We start from the raw sequence: 18501 nt of genomic DNA on the forward strand, positions 1-18501 counted from the left end.
GACCGCCGGCAGCGTGAAGCGCGGTCGCCGCGTCGCGCGGCGACCGCGCCCGGCCGGCGACGTGCTATCGCCCTTCCGTGTCCACGACCGCGAGCCGAACCCTGCTCCGCGGCGCCCTCACGGCCGGGCTCGCGGCGCTCGGCCTGCTGAGCGCAGGCGCGCCGTGTCCCGCCGCCGCGGCGCCGCCGTCCGGAAAGCCCGCGCCGGCCGCCGCGGCGAAGCCCGCCCACAAGCCGGCGCCCGCCGCCGCGGCGAAGCCCGCCCACAAGCCGGCGCCCGCCGCCGCGGCGAAGCCCGCCCACAGGCCGGCGCCCGCCGCCGCGCGCCCGCCGCGCGCCGCCGCGGCCTCGCCGAAGGGCGCCGCGGCGCCGCCTTCGGAAGCGCCGATCGAGCTCGCGATCCCCGTCGAGCGCGCCACGCTCCAGAACGGGCTGCGCGTCGTGATGAGCCCCGACAAGAGCTCGCCCACGGTCGCGGTGGCCGTCACCTACGACGCCGGCTCGCGCGACGAGCCGAACGGCAGGAGCGGCGTCGCGCGCCTCGTGATGGGATTGATGGCCCGCGGCAGCCGCAACGTGGCCGACGGCGAGCACCTGCGCCTCGTCGCCGAGCGCGGCGGCGAGCTCCACGCCGAGACGGAGGTCGACCGCACCATCTACGCGGAGACCCTGCCCGCGAACGAGCTCGCGCTGGCCCTGTGGCTCGAGGCCGATCGCATGAGGTCGCTCGATCTGAGCGCGCAGTCCTTCGAGGCGCAGCGCAGGGACGCGCAGGAGCGCCGCGGCGCGATCCTCGGCGCCGCCTACGGCCAGGGCGCCACCCGGCTGCGCGAGCTCGTCTTCCAGGGGTACTGGCCCCACGAGCACCCCGCGCTCGGCGGCGCGGACGACCTCGCCGGCGCCGAGCTCTCCTGGGCCCGCGACTTCCACGCCGCCCACTACGGGCCGAACCGCGCGGTGCTCGCGATCGCCGGCGGCTTCGACGCCGGCGAGGCGATGGAGCTCGTGCACCGGTACTTCGACGGCATCCCCGCGGTCTCCGCCGCGCCCTTCAAGGACGTCCCGTTCCCCGAGCAGACGAGCCAGCGCACCGGCGTCGTGAGGGACGCCGCCGCCCGCGCGCCGGCCATCCTCTACGGGTGGGCCGTGCCGCCGCTCGAGCACCCGGATCACCCCGCGCTCTCGCTCGCGGCCTTCCTGCTCGGCGGCGGCGAGAGCTCGCGCCTCGAGGCGCTCCTCGTCGGGGACAAGGCGGCCGCGCAGTCGGTGCGGGTCGCGATGGACCGCCACCGCGGGCCCGACCTCTTCTCCATCGACGTGCGGCTCGCCGAGGGCGCCCGCGTCGGGGACGTCGAGAAGCTCATCGAGGGCGAGCTCCGGACGCTCGCGACGGCGGGGCCGCCGGCGGCCGAGCTCTCGCGGGCGCGCCGGCAGCTCCAGTCGGCGTTCGTGTCGGGCCTCGCGGGCGCGAGCGCGCGGGCGCGGGCGCTCGCCGAGCACGAGCTCCTCTTCGGGGACGCGAGCCGCCTGAACGGGGAGCTCGCCCGCTGCTTCGCGGTGACCCGGGAGGACGTGCAGCGCGCCGTGCGCGACCACCTCGGCCCGACGCGCCGGACCATCGTGGAGACCTACCCGCCCGCGATGCCGGGAGCCGCCCCGCCGCCGCGCGCGTCGGCCGGCGCGCCGCGGGCCGCGGCCCCGGCCGCGCCGGGCAAGGGCCAGGACAAGGCCACGCCGGCCAAGGGCCCGGCGAAGGCGCGCGGCGCGGCGGCCCGGCCCGCGCCGAAGAAGAAGCCGGCGAAGACGGCGAAACCCAGGAAGAAGTGACGGCATGAGCGAGGGAATCCACCGACGCGAACGGCGCGCGCGACGGACGGCGCGCCCCTATCTCTCCTGGGCCGCGGCGCTCGCCGCGGCCGTGGCGTGCGGCTGCGCTCCCGCCGCGCGCCCCCCGCGCCCGCCCGCGCAGGCGGCCGCGCCGGCCAAGGGCGCGGCGGAGGCGCCGCCCCCCGAGGCCGCGCGCCGGGAGCAGCCCCCGCCGTCCGGCCCCGCGCGGCCCGCGCGCATGCCCCCGATCGCGTGGGCCGAGCTCCCGAGCGGCCTGAGCGTCGCCACGGCGGTGAACCGCGCGCTGCCGCTCGTGGAGGTCCGGGTCGTCGTCCACGGCGGGTCCGCGGCCGACGGCGAGCGCACGGGGCTCGCCGCGCTCACCGGCGAGCTCCTCCTGCGCGGCGGCGCCGGCCACCTCCCCGGCCGCGAGCTGCTCGCGCGCCTCGAGTCGCTCGGCGCCTCCGTGTCGGTGGACACCGGCCTCGACGCCACGGTGATCCGCCTGCGCACGACCAGCGATCGCCTCGCCGAGGCGATCGAGCTGCTCGGGCTTCTCGTGCAGCGGCCGCGCCTCGACGCCGCGGAGCTCGCCAAGCTGAAGGCCCGCGCGGCCGAGGCGGCGCGGGACCGCGCGCACGCGGACGGCCGCTGGGGCGCGATGATGATCCTCTTCCGCGACCTCTACGCGCTCCCGACCGAGCTGCACCCGTACGCCTCGTTCGGGGCGACCGCGGCGGAGCTCGCGAAGATCACCGCCGCCGACTGCCGCGCGTTCCACACGGCGTGGTACGTCCCGAAGAACACCGTGGTCGTGGTGGCGGGCGACACGACGCCCGAGGCCGCGCGCGCCGCGGTCGAGAAGGCGTTCACCGACCGGAGGGCCGACGAGCCGCCGGCGCTCTCGTTCACCGATCCCATGCCCCCGGGGTCGCTCAAGCTCACGGTCGTCGATCGCCCGAAGAGCGCGGAGGCCGAGCTCTTCCTCGGCGTCCTCGGCCCCGAGCGCGGCGCCCCGGAGTGGCCTGCGCTCGCGGTCGCGAGCGAGGTGCTCGGCGGCCCCTCGGGGCGCTTCTCGCAGGACCTCCTCGAGCCGCGCGGCGCGGCGCGCGCGGCGTCCGCGACGACGCTCGACGTCGCGCACGGCCCGGTCCCGCTGCTGGCCCACGCGAGCGTCCCGGCGGCGCGCGCGGGCGCCGCCGCGCAGGCGATGCTCGAGCACATCGAGCGGCTCGCGACCACGGCGCCGTCGCAGGAGGAGGTCGACGCGGCGGCGCGGCGGCTCGCGGGCGGGCTCGGGCTCGGCGTCGAGGCGGCCGCGGGGCTCGCGGACGAGATCGCGCGGCTCTCGGTGCTCGATCTGCCGGACGACCACCACGACGGCTACCGCAAGGAGCTCCGGGACATCACGCCGGCCCTGGCCGGCAAGGTCGCGGCCGACCACGTGCGGTCGGCGCACGCCGTGGTCGTCGCGGTGGGCGACGCGCAGGTGATCGGCCCGATGCTGAGCCGCTTCGGCGACGTGAAGGTGGTCGACCCGACGCGCGCCTTCGAGCGGAAGCGCACGATCCCGCGGGACGCGAGCGCCTCGCCCGCGGCGGGGCAGGGGTCGGGGCTCGACGCGGGCCGCGACGCGCCGGCGCAGGAGCGGCCGTGACGGCCGCCGGGCGCCGCGGGCGCGCAGTCGCGCTGCGGGCGGCGCTCGCGCTCGCGGCCGGGCTCGCGGCCGCGTCCTCCCCGGTGCGCGCGGGCGCGCAGCCGAGGCCCGCGCCGGTGGCCGCCGCGACGGCGGCGCCGGGGCTGCGCGCGGGGCCGCTCGACGGCGCGAGCTACGACTACGAGCGCCCGCCGGCGAGCGGCGCGGCCGAGCAGGCCGCAGCGCAGGCCGGGGCTCCTGCGGGCGCGGTGCCGCCGGAGCAGCGCTGGCTGGGCCGCGCGTTCGTGCACCGTCTGGCGGCGGCCGAGGCCGCGCGGCCGCTGCCGCTCCTCGTGTTCCTGCACGGCATCAACGCCGCGCAGATCAAATACCGCTGGATGGGCGGCGGCCAGGAGGGCGACGTCCGCTGGATCGCGGCGCAGCTCATGGAGGCGGGCCAGATCCCGCCGATCCTCGTCGCGGCGCCGAGCGCCGTGCTCCCGGCGGCGGTGGCCGTGGCGCGGACGAGCTGGCCTGCCTTCGACCTGGACGCGTTCCTCGACGCCACCGCCGCCCGGCTGCGCGGCGTCGCAACGATCGACCGCACGCGCGTCATCGTCGCGGGCCACTCCGGCGGCGGTTGCAACCGGGAGGGCGGCGTCGCGACCACCCTGCGCGCGTCCATCCCCGTGCACGCGGCGCTCGTGATCGACACGTGCATGGACGTCGACATCGCGCTCCCGCTGGCGCAGTCGCCTCCGGCCACGCACGTGGTCGTGTCGTGGCAGACGATGAGCTGGGCGAAGCGCCCCATCGCCGACTTCCGCCGCGCCTTCCAGCGCGGCGTCGAGGCGCACCCTGCCGCGCCCGGCGTGCTCCGCGAGCTGGAGCACCTCCAGCCGACCGAGCCCATGCCGCACGACGCGATGGTGCCCCTGGTGCTGCGGCGGTGGTTGCCGCCGCTGCTCTCGCCGGACGCCGCGCCGGGCGTGCCCTGCGTCTCGCCGTGACCGCCGCGGGGCGCGGCGCCGCGTCCGCCGTGTTAGGTCGTGTACACGATGAAGCTCAACCTGCTGACCGTCGCGCTCGCTGCTTCGGCGGCGGTCGTCTTCCTTGACGCACAGGCCAGGGCGGACTGCGGTTGTTCAGGGATCCCGAGCACCATTACGTCCGATTCGAGCGGCCCCTGCCTGCGCTACGAGGCGCCATCGGGGCCGAGCAACGATATCACGTTCCGCTTCGACGAGGCCTACGCCTGCGGCCAGTATGCGACGGGCGAGTACTTCGTCGTGAGCGAGGACGGCGTTGCTAGAGTCACGACCATCACGCCCGAGGCGGCCGGCGGCCGTCACGGCGTGGATGTGAACCCTTCCCCCGACGGGCCGCAGCGGTGGGACGACCGACTCGACGACTATGCACCGCCCATCACCCTGCCGTACGCCGTGCCGCCCGGCAGCTCCGTCGTGAAGTACGTGTCCGACAACCCGTCGGGCGATTGCGACGGCGGCGGTGAGAAGTCGTGCGGGCGTTTTGCGGCGGTGGTCACGGTGATCGACGCGCCGCCCGCCGACCCGAGCACGAGCTTTCGTCCTCCTTTCGTGGGCACGAACAAGCCCGTGCTCTCGACCTCCAAGCTGCAGACGCAGCTCTTGTCCCGTCTGCAGGCTGCGTGTGCCGACACACCCTCGCTCGAGACGGCCCTGGCGTGGACGCGTCACCTTCGCCTCGATTACACGAGCGATTCGGTCACGTGCGACCTGATGCCGCCGGAGGACGCGCTCCCCGACGGCAGGCCGTGGTCGACCGACATCTGGGCGCGCGACACCGACGTCTACGCATGGCTGCACCTCGCCGACGTCTGCGGCGCACCGCCCTGCACGCCCGAGGAGGATCTCGCCGCCAAATTCCCCGTGCTCGTCGGCTACGTGCAGCACGGCATCGATATATGGGGCGTTGACAAGATGGGCGCCAGCCTGTTCCGAGGCGGCGGCGGCAATGGCGGCGGCAAGCTCTTCGCCTATGGTTTCGCGGCCACGATGCTGGCCGACCCGGCGATGCTGGCCGATCTCTCGGCCGTCGACGCGGACCGGTTCTTCGAAACGGCCAGCTATTACGCCGGCAAGAATGGCATTGCCCTGTGGGGGCAGCCCGTCGGTACGGAGGAGGAGTACTGGAACGACTTCTCCGATCGATCGACCCGGACGATCCGAGACCCCTATGGGTACATCGACGGCGGCTTCGAGCCTGGCGGATGGTATCAAGACAACACGGCCAAACCGACGAAATACTCGGCGCTGCTCATGCGGCTCATGCCCGCGCTCGCGGCGGCGTGGCCGATCAACAAGGACGCTATACTCTCCTATGCGGATCGCTGGGTCAACCACGGCGCCTTGACACAGCCGGATCCCTGCGCGCCCGTCGGGGGCCGGTACGGCTCCGACTACGGTCCTGACGGGAGCGGAGATTGTGTCTCCGGCTCGGGGAGGGTGCCCGAGCTCGATGGGAGCAACAAGGACGGGGGCAATCGTGAACGAGAGATGGGCGAGTGCATGTGGAACAGCTTCCGGGGCTGCTCCGAGACCTGCTCCTGCCCGGGTCAGTCGTGCGAGGCCACGAGCCGGTGCGGTAATGGCGAGATCGAGGCTCCCGAAGAATGCGACGGCGACGGTTCCGGGAGCTGCCCCACGGGATGCGTCCCTCCCGACCAGCCGAACGGTTGTACGTGCGTGGCCGCTGGCGCCGGTAGCGGCGCGGGATCATCCGCGTCCAGCGGCGGCTCCAACCCATGGAACGGCGATGGCGAAGAAGGCGATGGCGGCGGCTGCGCCTGCGGAGTGGCCGGCCGAACCGCCCCGACGGGTGCTCTGGCGGCGCTGATGGCCGTCTGGGCGGCGGCCCTTCATCGCGTCATCAGGCGCCGCCGCATGACCGGCTCGGAGCCGCCTGGGTAGCATCCGGGCGCGAATGAGCGCCGCGCGATGTTGCTCGCCCGCGTCCGTCACATCGTCACGGAGGAGGGCTTCGCCATCCACCCGGAGAAGGGCCGCGTCCAGCGCGTGGGCGGGCGGCAGGTGGTGACGGGCGTCGTGGTCAACGACAGGCCCTCGGCGCCGCGCGAGGTGGTGCGCCGCCTGCGCGCGTGCCTCCGTGGAGCCCGGAGGCGGCGCGGAGGCCTGCCCTCTGCCCGGGACGCGGCGCTCCGGCACCGCACTCGCGCGCGGCGGTACCGAGGCCGCAACGCGCACAAAAAAAAAGAGCGCCTGTCCGACGGTTGGGGGGGGAAAACCGTCCCTCAGGCGCTCGCTGTCCTGTAGAAGCAGGAGCTGGGCCAGGGGCTTCCTGACGAGATATCGTGAGTTTGCGCAGGCTTCGAGGGGCTTCGGCTTTCGTTTTGGCCGGGGCGGGTTTCGTCGGTGAAGTCTGGACGCGCCCGCTCGCTCGAAGCTGCTCCCCGGGGTGACGCCGCCGTGGAACCTCTTCCTGGCGCCGCCACGGAGGCCTCTGGATAGGGGCGCTGCCAGTTGCTCCGCCGCGGCGGCGCTCGCCTGGGCGCCCCGCGCCTGGGGCTAGGCCGGCCGGTGGGGGGTGCCGGCGACGGCCCCCACGCGGCGCGTCTTTGCCACGCGCCTCGCCTGCTGCCGGATGTGCTCCACGGCCTTCTCGAAGAACGGCTCGGGGGCGGCCTTGCTGACGGTGATCTGCTCGCCGCCGACGAGGACGACGAGGAGGCCCCGGTCGGTCCTGCCCACCGCGAAGAAGTCGACGGTGAACGGCAGCTCCTCGTCGACGGTGAGCGACAGCTGGCACTTCAACACCTCGCCGACGCCGGGATGATTCTCGACGACGAACCGCTGCAGCAGCCCGTTGGTATGGACGTCGCCGGCGATCCGGTTGAGCGCCCACTTGTCCCGCGGCCAGGCCATGTGGTCCCGCAGCTCGTATATCCACTGCAGGAGCTCCTCCGCGACCTGGCCGATCGCCGCCTTCGACGCCTCATAGGACAGCTTGATCTGCTCGTATTTCGTCATCGGGACTCCATCTCACTCCGGCGCGCCCCCTCGAGGCTACCAGAACGTCGCGCCCCGCCGCACGCAGATCGGGGCTGTCGGCCCCGCCGGCGCCGCGTCATCCGAGGGCGCGGCGCGCCAGACGGTCGGCGCGGCGTCGGATCTCGCCGACCGTCCACGTTGGCGGCGGCTCCGGGACCGCCCGGAGCTCGCCGCGCGATGTGCTCACGCTTCACTCGCCGTGTCGCGTCCAGCTGCGCGCTCGAGGCCGCTGGGTCGCTGGGCGCGACATGCGAGCGCGGGCGCGCCCAGCGACCCAGCGGCCGGCGCTCGAGATCACACGGACTGGCCCGGCGGCTCACCCGTGGGCGAGCGCGTCGAAGTAGCGCTCGGCCCACTCCGGCAGCGGCGGCGCGGGGAGCTGGCGGATCCAGGTCATCTGCTCCAGGTATTCAGGGTGGTGCGGGAGCGCCTCGAGCCCTTCTGGCGGCGCGTAGCTTTGAAGGCACCAGCCGCCGACGAGGCGGTCTTTCGATTCGAGCTTCAGGTAGACGTACCCCGCCGTGCGCGGGCGCTTCAGCCAGCGGAACCGGCCGAGGATCACATCACCGACCAGCCTGAGATTGTAATACTCCGCGAGCCCGCTGAGATCGCCTCGATAGCAGTAGACGCCACGGAGCTCGCCCCCGTGAAATCTCATGTAGTAGGTGTTCCTGGACTCCGGATTGTACCAGACGCCCTCCAGCGCTCGCGGATCCAGGACGTGCGCAGGGCCCTTCGCCTCCGCCCGCTCCGTGGCCGGCGCGATCTTCGTGGCGGCCGCCAGCATGAAGATGCGCGGCCTTGAGCTCACGAGAACCCTCCGTCGAGAGCCGTCAGCGTATTTGCCTCACGCGCCCCTGGCAAGACGCCTGCCGCCCCCTCGGCGCCCGAGGGCGCCCTCTCGCCTCGGGCCGCGCGCGCTCAGGCATATTGCTGGAGCAGCGCGCCGCGCATCGGGTTGTCCCACGCGCTCACGGCCGCGCGGAGGGCGTCCCGGTCGACCGGCACCCGGTGCAGGCTGACGCTCACCTCGCCGCCGCGCGCCTCCACGATCGCGTACTCGGCGTGGTGCAGCAGCGTCGGCGGCCCGCCGTTCGCGTACTCCTTGAACGGGAGCCCGACGCTCCCCGGGTTCACGAGGAGCGCGCCGCGGTGCTGGCGGAGCATCTGGAGGTGCGTGTGCCCCCCGGCCATCACCGTCGCCACGTGGCCGTCGAGGCGGCGATCCAGCTCCTCGGCCGGCGTGCTCGAGAGGAGATCCTCCATGTGGGACCGGGGCGAGCCGTGAAACAGGAGGAGCGTCGCGCGGTCGTCGAGCGGGATCGTGAGGCGCGCCTGGAACGTGCGCAGGAAGTCGAGGTCGTCCGCGGACAGCTGATCACGGCACCAGTCCACCGCGTCGATCACGATGGGCGCCTCGGTGTAGGTGCGGATCAGCCCCGGATCCAGCATGAACTCATCGTGGTTGCCGAGGATGCACGGACACCCGAGCTCCCGCAGCATGTCCAGGATGGCCCGGGGTCGCGGCCCCAGCGTCGCGACGTCCCCGAGGCAGATCACCTGATCGACGCCGGCCGCCTGGATGCTGGCCAGCACGGCCCTGAGCGCCACTTCATTGCCGTGAATGTCGGAGATCAGGGCGACGCGCATGGGAGGACCTCTTCGCGGGCGGCCGTCGGGGCGCTGGTGCGGCCCTCGGCGCCGCGGTGGTGCGGCGGTTGGTCGAGCGACGACTCGCCAGGCTAGACCATGTCCGGCGTCGCCTCCAGCCCCTCGCGGACGCCCGAGCGAGGCCCGTGGTCCCGGCGTCGTGATCTCGGCTCGGGTCGATGGCTACAGCCGACGTCGCGCAGATGACGGAAGAGGGAAGAGGGATGGCGGAGGGCGGATGGCGGAGGGCGGAGGGCGGAGGGCGGAAGCCGGAGGCGAGAGACGGAGGGCGCTGTACTGAAAACCGCGCTACGCCTTGGGCGCCCGGGGCGTGAACTCCCAGACGAACTTCCCCTTGCCCTTGTTCTCATCCGCCGGCGTCAGGACGAGCCCATCGATCGAGTCGACGACGCAGCTCGTCACCTCCTTCGAGGCGGTGGTGCCCTCCGGGTCGACGGCGATGTCCACGAGCCGGCCGCTGTCCTCGAGCACGAGGAAGCTGACGGTGACCTTGCCCTCCGCGCCGGGATTCCGGGCGAGCTCCGCGTCGTAGCACGCCCGGATCTGCTCCTCTCTCGTCGCGAGCAGCGCGGCCGTGTCGTCCCGGTACATCTCCGGGCTCCGCAGCGCGAAGGAGCAGCCCGTGGACGCGCCCGACGAGGCCAAAACGAAAACACCGAAGAGCCAATGCTTCATGCGCGCCTCCTTGCCGGGAGCAGCGTTCGTGGATCGACCCCGGGTCATCATCTACTGCCCCTCCGCCGCGACCTTCGCGGTGTCCTGCTCGACGATGTTGAACTCGACCCGGCGGTTCTTCTCACGCCCCTCCTCCGTCTCGTTGTCCGCGATGGGCTTTGTCTCGCCGAAGCCCTTGGCGGTGAGCATCCCCTGAGGGATCCCGTGCTGGACGAGGTACTCCATCACCGCCTTCGCGCGGCGATCCGAGAGCTTCAGGTTGTGCTCGTCCGCGCCATCGGAGCTCGCGTGCCCCTCGATGGCGATCTTCTTGATGTGCGAGTGCTTCTTGATCGTGTCCACGACCTCGTTGAGCAGGCTGTGCGACTCCGTCCGGATCACCGCCTTGTCGTGCTCGAAGAGGATCTTCTCGTTGATGACGATCTGCTTCGCCGTCACCTCCACGCGCTTCTTCTCGGGCGGAGGCGGGGGCGGGGGCGGGGGCGGCGTGCCCGCGATGGTGAACGCCCGCCCCCCTTCGAACGCGGTGACGCCGCCGCAGGCCGCCGAGCCGAGGCTCACGCCCACGAGCAAGGCAAGGGCGAGCCGAGGCCCGAGGCCCGCGGGGCGCCGGGACACGCGATCGGCGCCGGGCCAGGAGCGAGGGCCCGGACGGCGCCTCGCGCTTTGGTAGTCGGAGAGTTCGTTCATGGTCGAGACTCCAAGGGCCGCTGTCACGGGCCCAGGTCGCTGGGCGGCGCGCTCAGCGCGAGCACGACGAACACCCCGGACAGGGGTAGGGTCGGCTCGCGGGCGAGCTCCATCCTTCGCACCCTAGCCCAGATCAGGCGCGGCGAGCTAGCCCGGATTTTCACCGGAACGGCTCGCATCGGCGCGACACGCAATCGGCATGCCATATGCGCGATGGCGACCCATCGACGCATTTTCGACGAATGCGCCGATGAGATCCGCGCGCTCCGGCAGTCCATCCCCAGAACCCGTCCCCCGGCAGCGCCCGCACCGGGCGAGGCCCATCCCCGATGACCCTGGAGACGTACCCATGACCCGGATCGAACTACCGCGCGTCGTCTCGCGCGCCGAGTGGCTGGAGGAGCGCAAGGCGCTGCTGACCCGCGAGAAGGAGCTGACGCGAGCGCGCGACAAGCTCAACGCGGATCGCAGGCGCCTGCCGATGGTCGAGGTGACCGAGCCGTACGAGCTCTCGGGACAGCACGGGAGGCTGCGCCTGCTCGATCTGTTCGAGGGCCGGCGGCAGCTCATCGTGTATCACTTCATGTGGCTGTTCGAGGACGGCAAACCCAAGGACCGCGGCTGCCCGAGCTGCTCGGGCTTCGCCGATCAGATCTCGAAGGGCCACCTGCGGCACTGGCACGCGGTCGACACGACGTTCGCGTTCATCTCGCGCGCCCCGTGGGAGAAGATCGCGCCGTTCAAGGCGCGCATGGGCTGGCCGGTGCCCTGGTACTCGTCGGAAGGCAGCCGCTTCAACTACGACTATCACGTCACGCTGGACGAGTCGGTCGCGCCGGTGGAATACAACTACCGTACGCCCGCCGAGCACGAGCAGGCGGGCTCCGCTTTCTATCTGGGCGGCAAGCAGCCCTTCGACCTGCACGGGCTGAGCTGCTTCCTGCGCGACGGCGAGCGCGTGTACCACACCTACTCGACCTACGGGCGCGGTACGGAGTCGACGGGCGGCTCGTATTACTTCCTCGACCTGACCGCGCTCGGGCGCCAGGAGGACTGGGAAGAGCCCAAGGGGCGCAACACCGGGCAGGGCGCCAAGGCCGGCGACGAGCGCATCCGCTACCCCGACGAGCAGGAGGATCTGTCCGATTCGAGCGGCGCGCGGCCCGCGCTCACCGCGCCCGAGGCCGACGACTGCTGCTCTCGGCTGCGGCGCTGAACCGCGCCGGATGACCCCTCACCGCGCGCCGAACCTCACGTCCAGGTCCGGGTACTTGCGGGCGAGGTACTCCAGAGACAGCCACGTGTGACAGCGCCGGACGTCGGGTTGGCGCGCCGTGGGGCAGTTGCAGCCGAGGAAGACGTCGCCCTGCCGGGCCTCCTGCGCCAGCGCGTCGAAGCGCCACGCTTCCTCCGCAAACCGCTCGTCGAGCACCGCGATGTAGGCGGCGCGAAACCGCTCGAAGCCCGCTTGCGAGGGGTCGGACAGGAACGCTTCGACGATCTCCTGGGTGGGCCGCAGGACGTGCTGCGTGTGTTTGCGCGTATCGTACCGTTTGCCCTCTGGCAACGGATCGCCGTCGCGGCGGCGCCCGCGGACGATCTGGTAACGTGCGATCATGCGCCCGCTCCTACGCTCGTATGCGCTGGAGAGCCCGCTCGCGCTTCACGGGGCTCGCCCTCCGTCCTCGCGCGCCACGAGCGCCTTCAGCTCGTCCAGGCCGTGAACGGTGTACGTCGCGCCCTCGCCGCGAGGCACGCCCGGCCGCAGGATCTGCGCCGTCCTGATCCCGAGCCGGTTTCCGGCCTCGATCTCCGACTCCAGGTTGTCGCCGACCACGAGCGCCTCCCTAGGGTCGAGGCGGTGAGCCCGCAAGATCTCCTCGAAGATCCCCTGCTTCCCCTTCCTGCCCGGCTCGTCGATCGCGTCGACGTGGATCCCCGCGAAGAGCCGCTCGATCCCGAGCGCCCTGATCTTGCTCTCCTGGAGCCGTCGAAAGCCGGACGTCACCAGGAAGCGCAGGGCGGGCAGCTCCGCGAGCGCGCCGAGGTCGGGGTAGCCGCGCATCGGCGCCCTCACCTCCAGCCGGGCGCACGCCTCCCAGCCGGCCGCGAGCATCTCCGCGGAGAAGCCGTGCTCCCGGGCGACGAAATCCAGCGCGTGGCGCCAGCAGTCGGAGAATGCCTGTTCGAGCGCCTCCTCGGAGAGCTTGCCCCGGTTCGCCCGCCGGATCGCCGCGAAGACCGGATCGAGGAGCTCTCTCCCCACCTCGTCCGCTGCGCTCAGGCAGTTGTCCAGATCGAAGAGGATGGCTTGGATCATCCCGCAGGTTCCCTCTCGCGCGAGCGTAGGCGAGCGCCGTCGCGGGCCGCAACGGCGCGCCTGGGCGCCCCGCCAGCGGGGCCGCGGCGCGCTCCGCGTCCGTGCGCCGCCCTCATGGCGCGCGCCGATCGCGCGGCGCGCGCGCCACGCGGCCGCCCACGACCACCATCTCGATCGGCGTGTCGACGAGCGAGCGATCGGGCGAGAGATCCCGGCCGAGGACCGTCAGATCGGCCACGTAGCCAGGCGCGATCCGCCCCCTCTGGCCCTCGGCCCAGGCCGCGTACGCGGGCGCCGCGGTGAAGGCCAGGAGCGCCTCGTCGAGGTCGAGCCGCTCCTCGGGCATCCACCCGCCCGGGGGCTGTCCCGAGAGATCCTGCCGGGTCACGGCCGCGTAGAGGCCGAGCAGCGGCGAGGGCTCCTCCACCGGGAAATCCGAGCCGAACACGACGCGCGCGCCCGACGCCAGCAACGATCTCCATGCGTACGCGCCCTTCAGGCGGTGGGCGCCGAGCCGCGCGGGCGCCCACGGCATGTCGCTCGTCGCGTGGGTCGGCTGCATCGACGCGATCACGCCGAGCGCCGCGAAGCGCGGCAGATCGTCGGGCGAGACGATCTGCGCGTGCTCGACCCGGAACCGCAGCGCCGCGGCCCGCCCCGGGCCGAGCGCCTCGAACGCGTCGAGCACGGCGCGGTTGGCGCGGTCGCCGATCGCGTGCACCGCGAGCTGGAAGCCCGCGTCGGCGACGAGCCGCGCCGCCCGCGCGAGCGCCTCGCGATCCATCAGCAGGAGGCCGCTCGTCGAGGGCTCGTCCGCGTACGGCTCGAGGAGCGCCGCGCCGCGCGAGCCGAGCGCGCCGTCGGCGAAGAGCTTGACCCCGCGCAGCACGAACATCGCCGTGCCCGTCGCGTCCGCGTCGGGCGCGCGCTCCCTCAGCCCCTGGAGCCGCCCCGCGCCCGCGAGGTAGGCATACACGCGGATCGGCAGCCGCCCGGCGGCGGCGAGCGCGCGGTAGACCGCCACGGTCTCGTCGTCGACGCCCATCTCGTGCACGCCCGTGAGCCCGGACGAGAGCGCCTCCTCGGCGGCGCGCAGGATGCGCCGCTCGCGCACGGCGGGCGGATCGGCCGGGATCTTGGCTTCGACGAGGGCCATCGCGCCGTCGATGAAGACGCCCGTCGGCTCGCCCGCCGCGCCGCGCAGGATGCGCCCGCCCGGCGGATCGTGCGTGCCCCTGCCGACCCCGGCCGCGCGCATCGCCGCCGCGTTCGCCCAGAGCGCGTGCCCGTCGACGCGGCGCAACGCCACCGGGTGCTCCGGCGCCGCGGCGTCCAGCGGGGCGTGCGTGGGGAACGCCGCGCCCGGCCAGAGGTTCTGGTCCCAGCCGCGCCCGGTGATCCACTCGCCCCTCGGCCGGGTCTTCGCCGCCTCGGCCACGACCGCCGCCGCCTCCTCCGCGCTCCTCGCGCCGCGCACGCTCGGCGTCTCCAGCGCGACGCCGAGCCCGTAGAGGTGCGCGTGCCCGTCGACGAGCCCGGGCACGATCGCGCGCCCCGGCAGCTCCACGACGCGCGTCGCCGGCCCGACGAACGCCTTCGCGCCGGCCGCGCTGCCCACGAAGGCGATCCGCTCGCCGCGCACGGCGACCGCCTCGGCGCGCGGGCTCCTCGGGTCCATCGTCCGGACGACGCCGGCCGTGATCACGAGATCGGCGGGCGGCGAGGGCGCCGCCGCCCTGGCGGGCGGGCCCGGGGCGGGCGCGCCCGGGGAGGCACAGCCGAGGGCGAGGCTGCCGAAGAGGCTCAGGAGCGCCGCTCGGAGCACGTTCGACATGGGCGCCACCCTAGCACCCGCGCGGAGCGCGCAATGGCGGCCGGGGCGCCGGCGTCAGCCGGGGTCGACCGCCGGGCTCACCCGAGCCCGAGCTGCGGTGAGGGCGTCCGGCTCGGGCCGGCTTGCGTAGCCCGTGGGGGGCGAGGGCGGCGCGCGGCTCACGGGCGAGCGGCCCCCGCGCCGTCCTCGCCGGCCGCGCGCCGCGGCAGCTCGACGATGAACGTCGTGCCCGCGCCGAGCTCGCTCTCGACCCGGATGGTGCCGCCGAGCGCCGCGAGGACGTGGCGCACGATCCAGAGCCCGAGCCCGAGCCCGCTGTACGACGCGTGATCCGCGGCGCGCTCGAACCGCTCGAAGATGCGGACGTGATCCTGCGGCGCGATGCCGATGCCCTGGTCCCGCACCACGAGGCGCGCCGTCCGGTCGTCCCCCGCGACCTCGACGTCGATGGGCTTGCCCGCGCCGTACTTCGCGGCGTTGGACAGGAGGTTCGTGACGATCTGGTCGACGCGCGTCCGGTCCCACCGCCCGCTGACCGGCTCGTCCGCGGCGACGCGCAGATCGTAGCCCGCGCGCGAGAGCGAGTCTCGGAAGCGCCACGCCACGTCGCGCACCACCGCCGCCAGATCGACCTCCTCGATCTGCAGACCGAGGCGCCCCGCGGTGAGGCGCGAGACGTCGAGCAGCTCGTCCACGAGCTCCGAGAGCCGATCGACCTGCCGGAGGATGACCGCCGTCTTCTCCTGCAGCGCCTCCACCGGCGCGTTCCGCTGCAGGGCCCGCAGGACGCTGCCCGCGAGGAGCCTCAGCGGCGTGAGCGGCGTCTTGAGCTCGTGCGCCGCCAGCGCCAGGAACTCGTCGCGCCGCTTGATGGCGTCCTCCGCGTCCTGGTACAGCCGCGCGCGCTGCGCCTCGACGCGGTTGCGGAGGATCGCGCCGGCGAGCACGTTCGCGATCGCCCGGATGAAGTGGGCGTCGTCCGCCGTGAACCTCCGCCTGCGCGCCGTGCACGCGCAGAGGGCGCCGAAGCCGTGGATCCTCACGCTCATCCCGCTCGTGATGCCCTGCGCGAGGAGGCAGGGGGCAGGCCGGAACCGCCGGTCGGCGGGCAGGTCGTCGAACACGACCGGCTCCACGCGCGAGAGCGTGTGGCCGGCCTGGGTCCCGGGCCCGGCGTCGACCCCCTCGGCCCCGGCGACGCTCGGGCAGAGGCCCACGGCCGCGCGTGGCACGACCGTGACGCCGTCGGGCCGCGTCTCGAGGACGATCCCCTTCTCGGTCCCGAGCGCCGCCGCCGTCTGCCGGGCGGCGGTTTCCAGGAGGTCGTCGATCGCGGCGCCCGCGAGCGCCTGCTGCCCGAGGGCGGCGACCGCCGTCTGCTGAGCTGCCCGGCGCCTCGCCTGCTCGTGCAGCGCCGCGTGCTGGGCCGCCAGCGCCCCCGTGCGCACGTGGGTCGACCGCACGGCGGCGCCCATCGCGCCGGTGGCGAGCCCGACGACGCCGTACAGCGAGAGCACGAGCACATCGGCTCTCGAGTCGATGGCGAAGGAGCCGCGAGGCTCCAGGACGAGGTACGCGCCCCCGATCCCTCCGATGATCCCGGTCGCGATGGCGGGCCCGAAGCCGGCGCGGACGGACACGAAGACGATGGCGATGAGCGGCAGAAGAAAATAGCCGTTCCGGAGATCGATGTTCGGCCAGACGAGGGCCGTCATCCCGACGGCCGCGATGCCCGCCAGGACGGCCCCGCCGTAACGCCGGGGGATCGCATGGCAGTCAGACGGGCAGCTGTCGCCTATCGACAGATCGATGTCGTCGACGGTGCCGGCCGCTGGCTCGCCTGATACGGGCGGGGAGCGTCGCCACATGGGCCGTGAATCTGGGCTGGACCGGCGAGGTGGCGCAACTGAACGGGCGAGGCCGTCGCCCTGCGCCGGCGGTCCTCGTCAGGGCAGCTTGCACACGTAGGACAGCTCGGCGTCGCAGGGCATGTCGTTCCACTGTCCGCTGGCCCAGCTCGCCAGCTCCACGCAGTGCTCTCCGTCGCCGGCGTTGTTCGGCTCGCCGCGGGCCCAGCGCTCGTCGTCGTACGGCGTTCCGTCGGTCCACGCGAAGTCTCCCTCGGACGCCGCGTCGGTGAGCCCGATCCAGTAGTCGCCCGGCTGGACCGCGGCGGCGCTCGAGACCACGAGATCCTGCGTCTCCGCGTCGTGAATGGACGCGAGGTGCCCGCCCTGCGCGATGCAGTCGAGCTCCGCGTCCGCCCATGTCGCGGGCGCGAAGCAGAGCGCCAGGGCGCCGCCCTCCGGGAGCGCCTGCAGGGCGCAATGCGGGCACGACGGGTCGTCGTCCACGCGCCCATCGCAGTTGTTGTCGATCAGATCGCACAGCTCGGGGGCGCCCGGGTACACCGAGGCATCGCCGTCGTCGCAGTCTTCCCCGCAGCCGGACCAGAGGTCGCCGTCCGCGTCGAGCCCCGAGGGGTCCGCGCAGGCGAGCGACGCCCGCACGCCGGCGGGACGGTCGTTCAGGAAGGCGATGGTGGCGTCGATCTGCGCGGCGACGACATCGGCGCTCACCTCCCGGCGCGGATCCGCGAGCACGTCGGCCCAGATGAGGTCGCGCGCCGCCTCGGCGTCGCTCACGAGGTCGAGCGCCGACGCGCGCTCGAGCACGCGCTCGAACGCCGCGGCGAGCGCCTGCAGGCACGGCGGCGAGGCGGTGCACATCCGCTGGAGTCGGGCATCGCCGCCGAAGGGATAAAGAGGGTCCACGAAGGTCTGGTCGACGCCCCACGGCAAGAAGGTCCAGCGGCCGTCGTCCGGGCGCCGCGCGATGAAGTAGTTGTTGCGAAACCAAGCATAGCCGTCCCAGTGGCCGATGTAGGTCTCCGCGGCCGCGAACGCGAGGTAGCGCTCCATGTCGATGCGCTGCGACGCCTCGGCGAGGAACGTGTCCGGGCTCTCCATCTCGTCGAGCGCCTCCACGAGCTCGACCAGATCGGCGAACCCGACGTCGTCGCCGTTGTCCTGGTCGAAGGTCCCGACGCTCGAGCGCTCGAGATCGCTCCCATAAGCCCCCTCGTACAGGCTGCCCTTGTGGCCACCGAACCATCGATCGAGGAAGCGACGGTTATCCGCTGCTTCGACGGTCGCATACAGGCCGTAGAGCGAGCCGTTCACCCACACCGTCGCGTGGGCCGAGCGCGGCGCGGGCACGTCCATCGCGCGGAACAGCGCGTAGGCCAGGCGCTCGTGGATCATGCTCTGGTCCTGGACCATGTTGTTGAGCGCGAGCTTCTCCACCCCGAGCAGGGTCTGGTCGTCGGTGAACTCGTCGAATTTCAGCAGGAATGCGGCCTTTTCGTCCAGGGTCCGGAACGAGCCGTGGACGCCCTTGAGCCGCACGCCGATGTCGGCGAGCTCGATCACCTCGCCGTCCAGGGTCACCGTGAGCTCCCCGGGGACGTAGTCGTCGGGCGCGGCGCTGAGCCGATCGATCGACACCTGCGACAGCGCGATCTCGAACCGCGGGATGCTCGTTCCGGCGAAGAGCGGCGCTGCAGGATCGGGCGGCGGCGGCTCCTCCCCGCCGGCGCCGCCGGCGCCGGTCCCACCGCCCGCGCCGCCCAGACCGCCGGAGCCGGCGGCCCCTGCGTCGCCGCCGGCGCCTGCGCTGCCCACGCTGCTGCCGTCCGGCCGGGGCTCCTCCGCGGCGTCGCCGCAGGCGACGAGCAGCGCAATGGACATCGCGAGCGGACCGGGCCAGCTCCAGGAGGGCGAAAACGACGTTCTCACGGT

Annotated in this window: 16 protein-coding genes; 6 read left to right on the forward strand and 10 right to left on the reverse strand. The window is 73.5% G+C overall.

Annotated elements, in window-relative coordinates:
* Positions 1-77 precede the first annotated feature (77 nt).
* The 5 genes from WMF20_RS47505 to WMF20_RS47525 are packed head-to-tail and all read left to right on the forward strand — an operon-like array spanning position 78 to position 6776.
* Positions 78-1826: a M16 family metallopeptidase gene (locus tag WMF20_RS47505; RefSeq protein WP_437608390.1), complete on the forward strand. Its 1749-nt coding sequence runs from the start codon at positions 78-80 to the stop codon at positions 1824-1826.
* A gap of 4 nt (positions 1827-1830) precedes the next feature.
* On the forward strand, positions 1831-3483 hold the full coding sequence (locus tag WMF20_RS47510) for a M16 family metallopeptidase (protein WP_437608392.1): 1653 nt from the start codon (positions 1831-1833) through the stop codon (positions 3481-3483).
* Positions 3480-4472, forward strand: a complete 993-nt coding sequence (locus tag WMF20_RS47515; RefSeq protein WP_437608394.1) for a hypothetical protein — start codon at positions 3480-3482, stop codon at positions 4470-4472. Before WMF20_RS47510 ends, WMF20_RS47515 begins: the two co-directional genes overlap by 4 nt.
* A gap of 48 nt (positions 4473-4520) precedes the next feature.
* Positions 4521-6413, forward strand: a complete 1893-nt coding sequence (locus WMF20_RS47520; RefSeq protein WP_437608396.1) for an MYXO-CTERM sorting domain-containing protein — start codon at positions 4521-4523, stop codon at positions 6411-6413.
* A gap of 27 nt (positions 6414-6440) precedes the next feature.
* A complete protein-coding gene (locus WMF20_RS47525) occupies positions 6441-6776 on the forward strand; it encodes a hypothetical protein (RefSeq protein ID WP_437608398.1) in 336 nt (111 codons plus the stop codon).
* A gap of 252 nt (positions 6777-7028) precedes the next feature.
* Here WMF20_RS47525 and WMF20_RS47530 read toward each other — a convergent pair whose 3' ends face one another.
* The 5 genes from WMF20_RS47530 to WMF20_RS47550 form a co-directional block, all read right to left on the reverse strand.
* Complete coding sequence (locus WMF20_RS47530) at positions 7029-7490, reverse strand: hypothetical protein (protein ID WP_129580441.1); 462 nt, start codon at positions 7488-7490, stop codon at positions 7029-7031.
* Positions 7491-7827: 337 nt separating this feature from the next.
* Positions 7828-8322 carry a hypothetical protein gene (locus tag WMF20_RS47535; RefSeq protein WP_437608400.1) on the reverse strand — a complete coding sequence of 165 codons (495 nt, stop codon included), beginning with the start codon at positions 8320-8322 and terminating at the stop codon, positions 7828-7830.
* 110 nt (positions 8323-8432) lie between these two features.
* On the reverse strand, positions 8433-9161 hold the full coding sequence (locus WMF20_RS47540) for a metallophosphoesterase family protein (protein ID WP_437608402.1): 729 nt from the start codon (positions 9159-9161) through the stop codon (positions 8433-8435).
* Between the two features lie 309 nt (positions 9162-9470).
* Positions 9471-9857, reverse strand: a complete 387-nt coding sequence (locus WMF20_RS47545) for an AgmX/PglI C-terminal domain-containing protein (protein WP_237244763.1) — start codon at positions 9855-9857, stop codon at positions 9471-9473.
* Between the two features lie 51 nt (positions 9858-9908).
* The gene (locus WMF20_RS47550; protein ID WP_129580446.1) at positions 9909-10547 is read right to left on the reverse strand and encodes an OmpA family protein; all 639 of its coding nucleotides are present in this window, start codon (positions 10545-10547) and stop codon (positions 9909-9911) included.
* Positions 10548-10896: 349 nt separating this feature from the next.
* On the opposite strand from WMF20_RS47550, the gene WMF20_RS47555 reads away from it, so the two are divergent.
* Positions 10897-11763, forward strand: coding sequence for a DUF899 domain-containing protein (locus WMF20_RS47555; protein ID WP_437608405.1), 867 nt, complete (start codon positions 10897-10899; stop codon positions 11761-11763).
* Between the two features lie 18 nt (positions 11764-11781).
* Here the strand turns inward: WMF20_RS47555 and WMF20_RS47560 are convergent, their stop codons facing one another.
* The 5 genes from WMF20_RS47560 to WMF20_RS47580 all read right to left on the reverse strand — a co-directional run bounded on the left by WMF20_RS47560 (position 11782) and on the right by WMF20_RS47580 (position 18498).
* Positions 11782-12165, reverse strand: coding sequence for a hypothetical protein (locus WMF20_RS47560; RefSeq protein ID WP_129580448.1), 384 nt, complete (start codon positions 12163-12165; stop codon positions 11782-11784).
* Between the two features lie 45 nt (positions 12166-12210).
* Positions 12211-12867: an HAD family hydrolase gene (locus WMF20_RS47565; RefSeq protein ID WP_437608407.1), complete on the reverse strand. Its 657-nt coding sequence runs from the start codon at positions 12865-12867 to the stop codon at positions 12211-12213.
* Between the two features lie 112 nt (positions 12868-12979).
* The gene (locus WMF20_RS47570; protein WP_437608409.1) at positions 12980-14701 is read right to left on the reverse strand and encodes an amidohydrolase; all 1722 of its coding nucleotides are present in this window, start codon (positions 14699-14701) and stop codon (positions 12980-12982) included.
* A 158-nt stretch (positions 14702-14859) separates the two neighbouring features.
* Positions 14860-16569, reverse strand: coding sequence for an ATP-binding protein (locus WMF20_RS47575; RefSeq protein WP_437608411.1), 1710 nt, complete (start codon positions 16567-16569; stop codon positions 14860-14862).
* 78 nt (positions 16570-16647) lie between these two features.
* Positions 16648-18498: a CotH kinase family protein gene (locus WMF20_RS47580; RefSeq protein WP_437608413.1), complete on the reverse strand. Its 1851-nt coding sequence runs from the start codon at positions 18496-18498 to the stop codon at positions 16648-16650.
* Positions 18499-18501: the final 3 nt, after the last annotated feature.

Origin of the sequence: Sorangium sp. So ce834 (genome assembly GCF_051521425.1) — a bacterium.
GTDB lineage: Bacteria > Myxococcota_A > Polyangia > Polyangiales > Polyangiaceae > Sorangium > Sorangium cellulosum_D.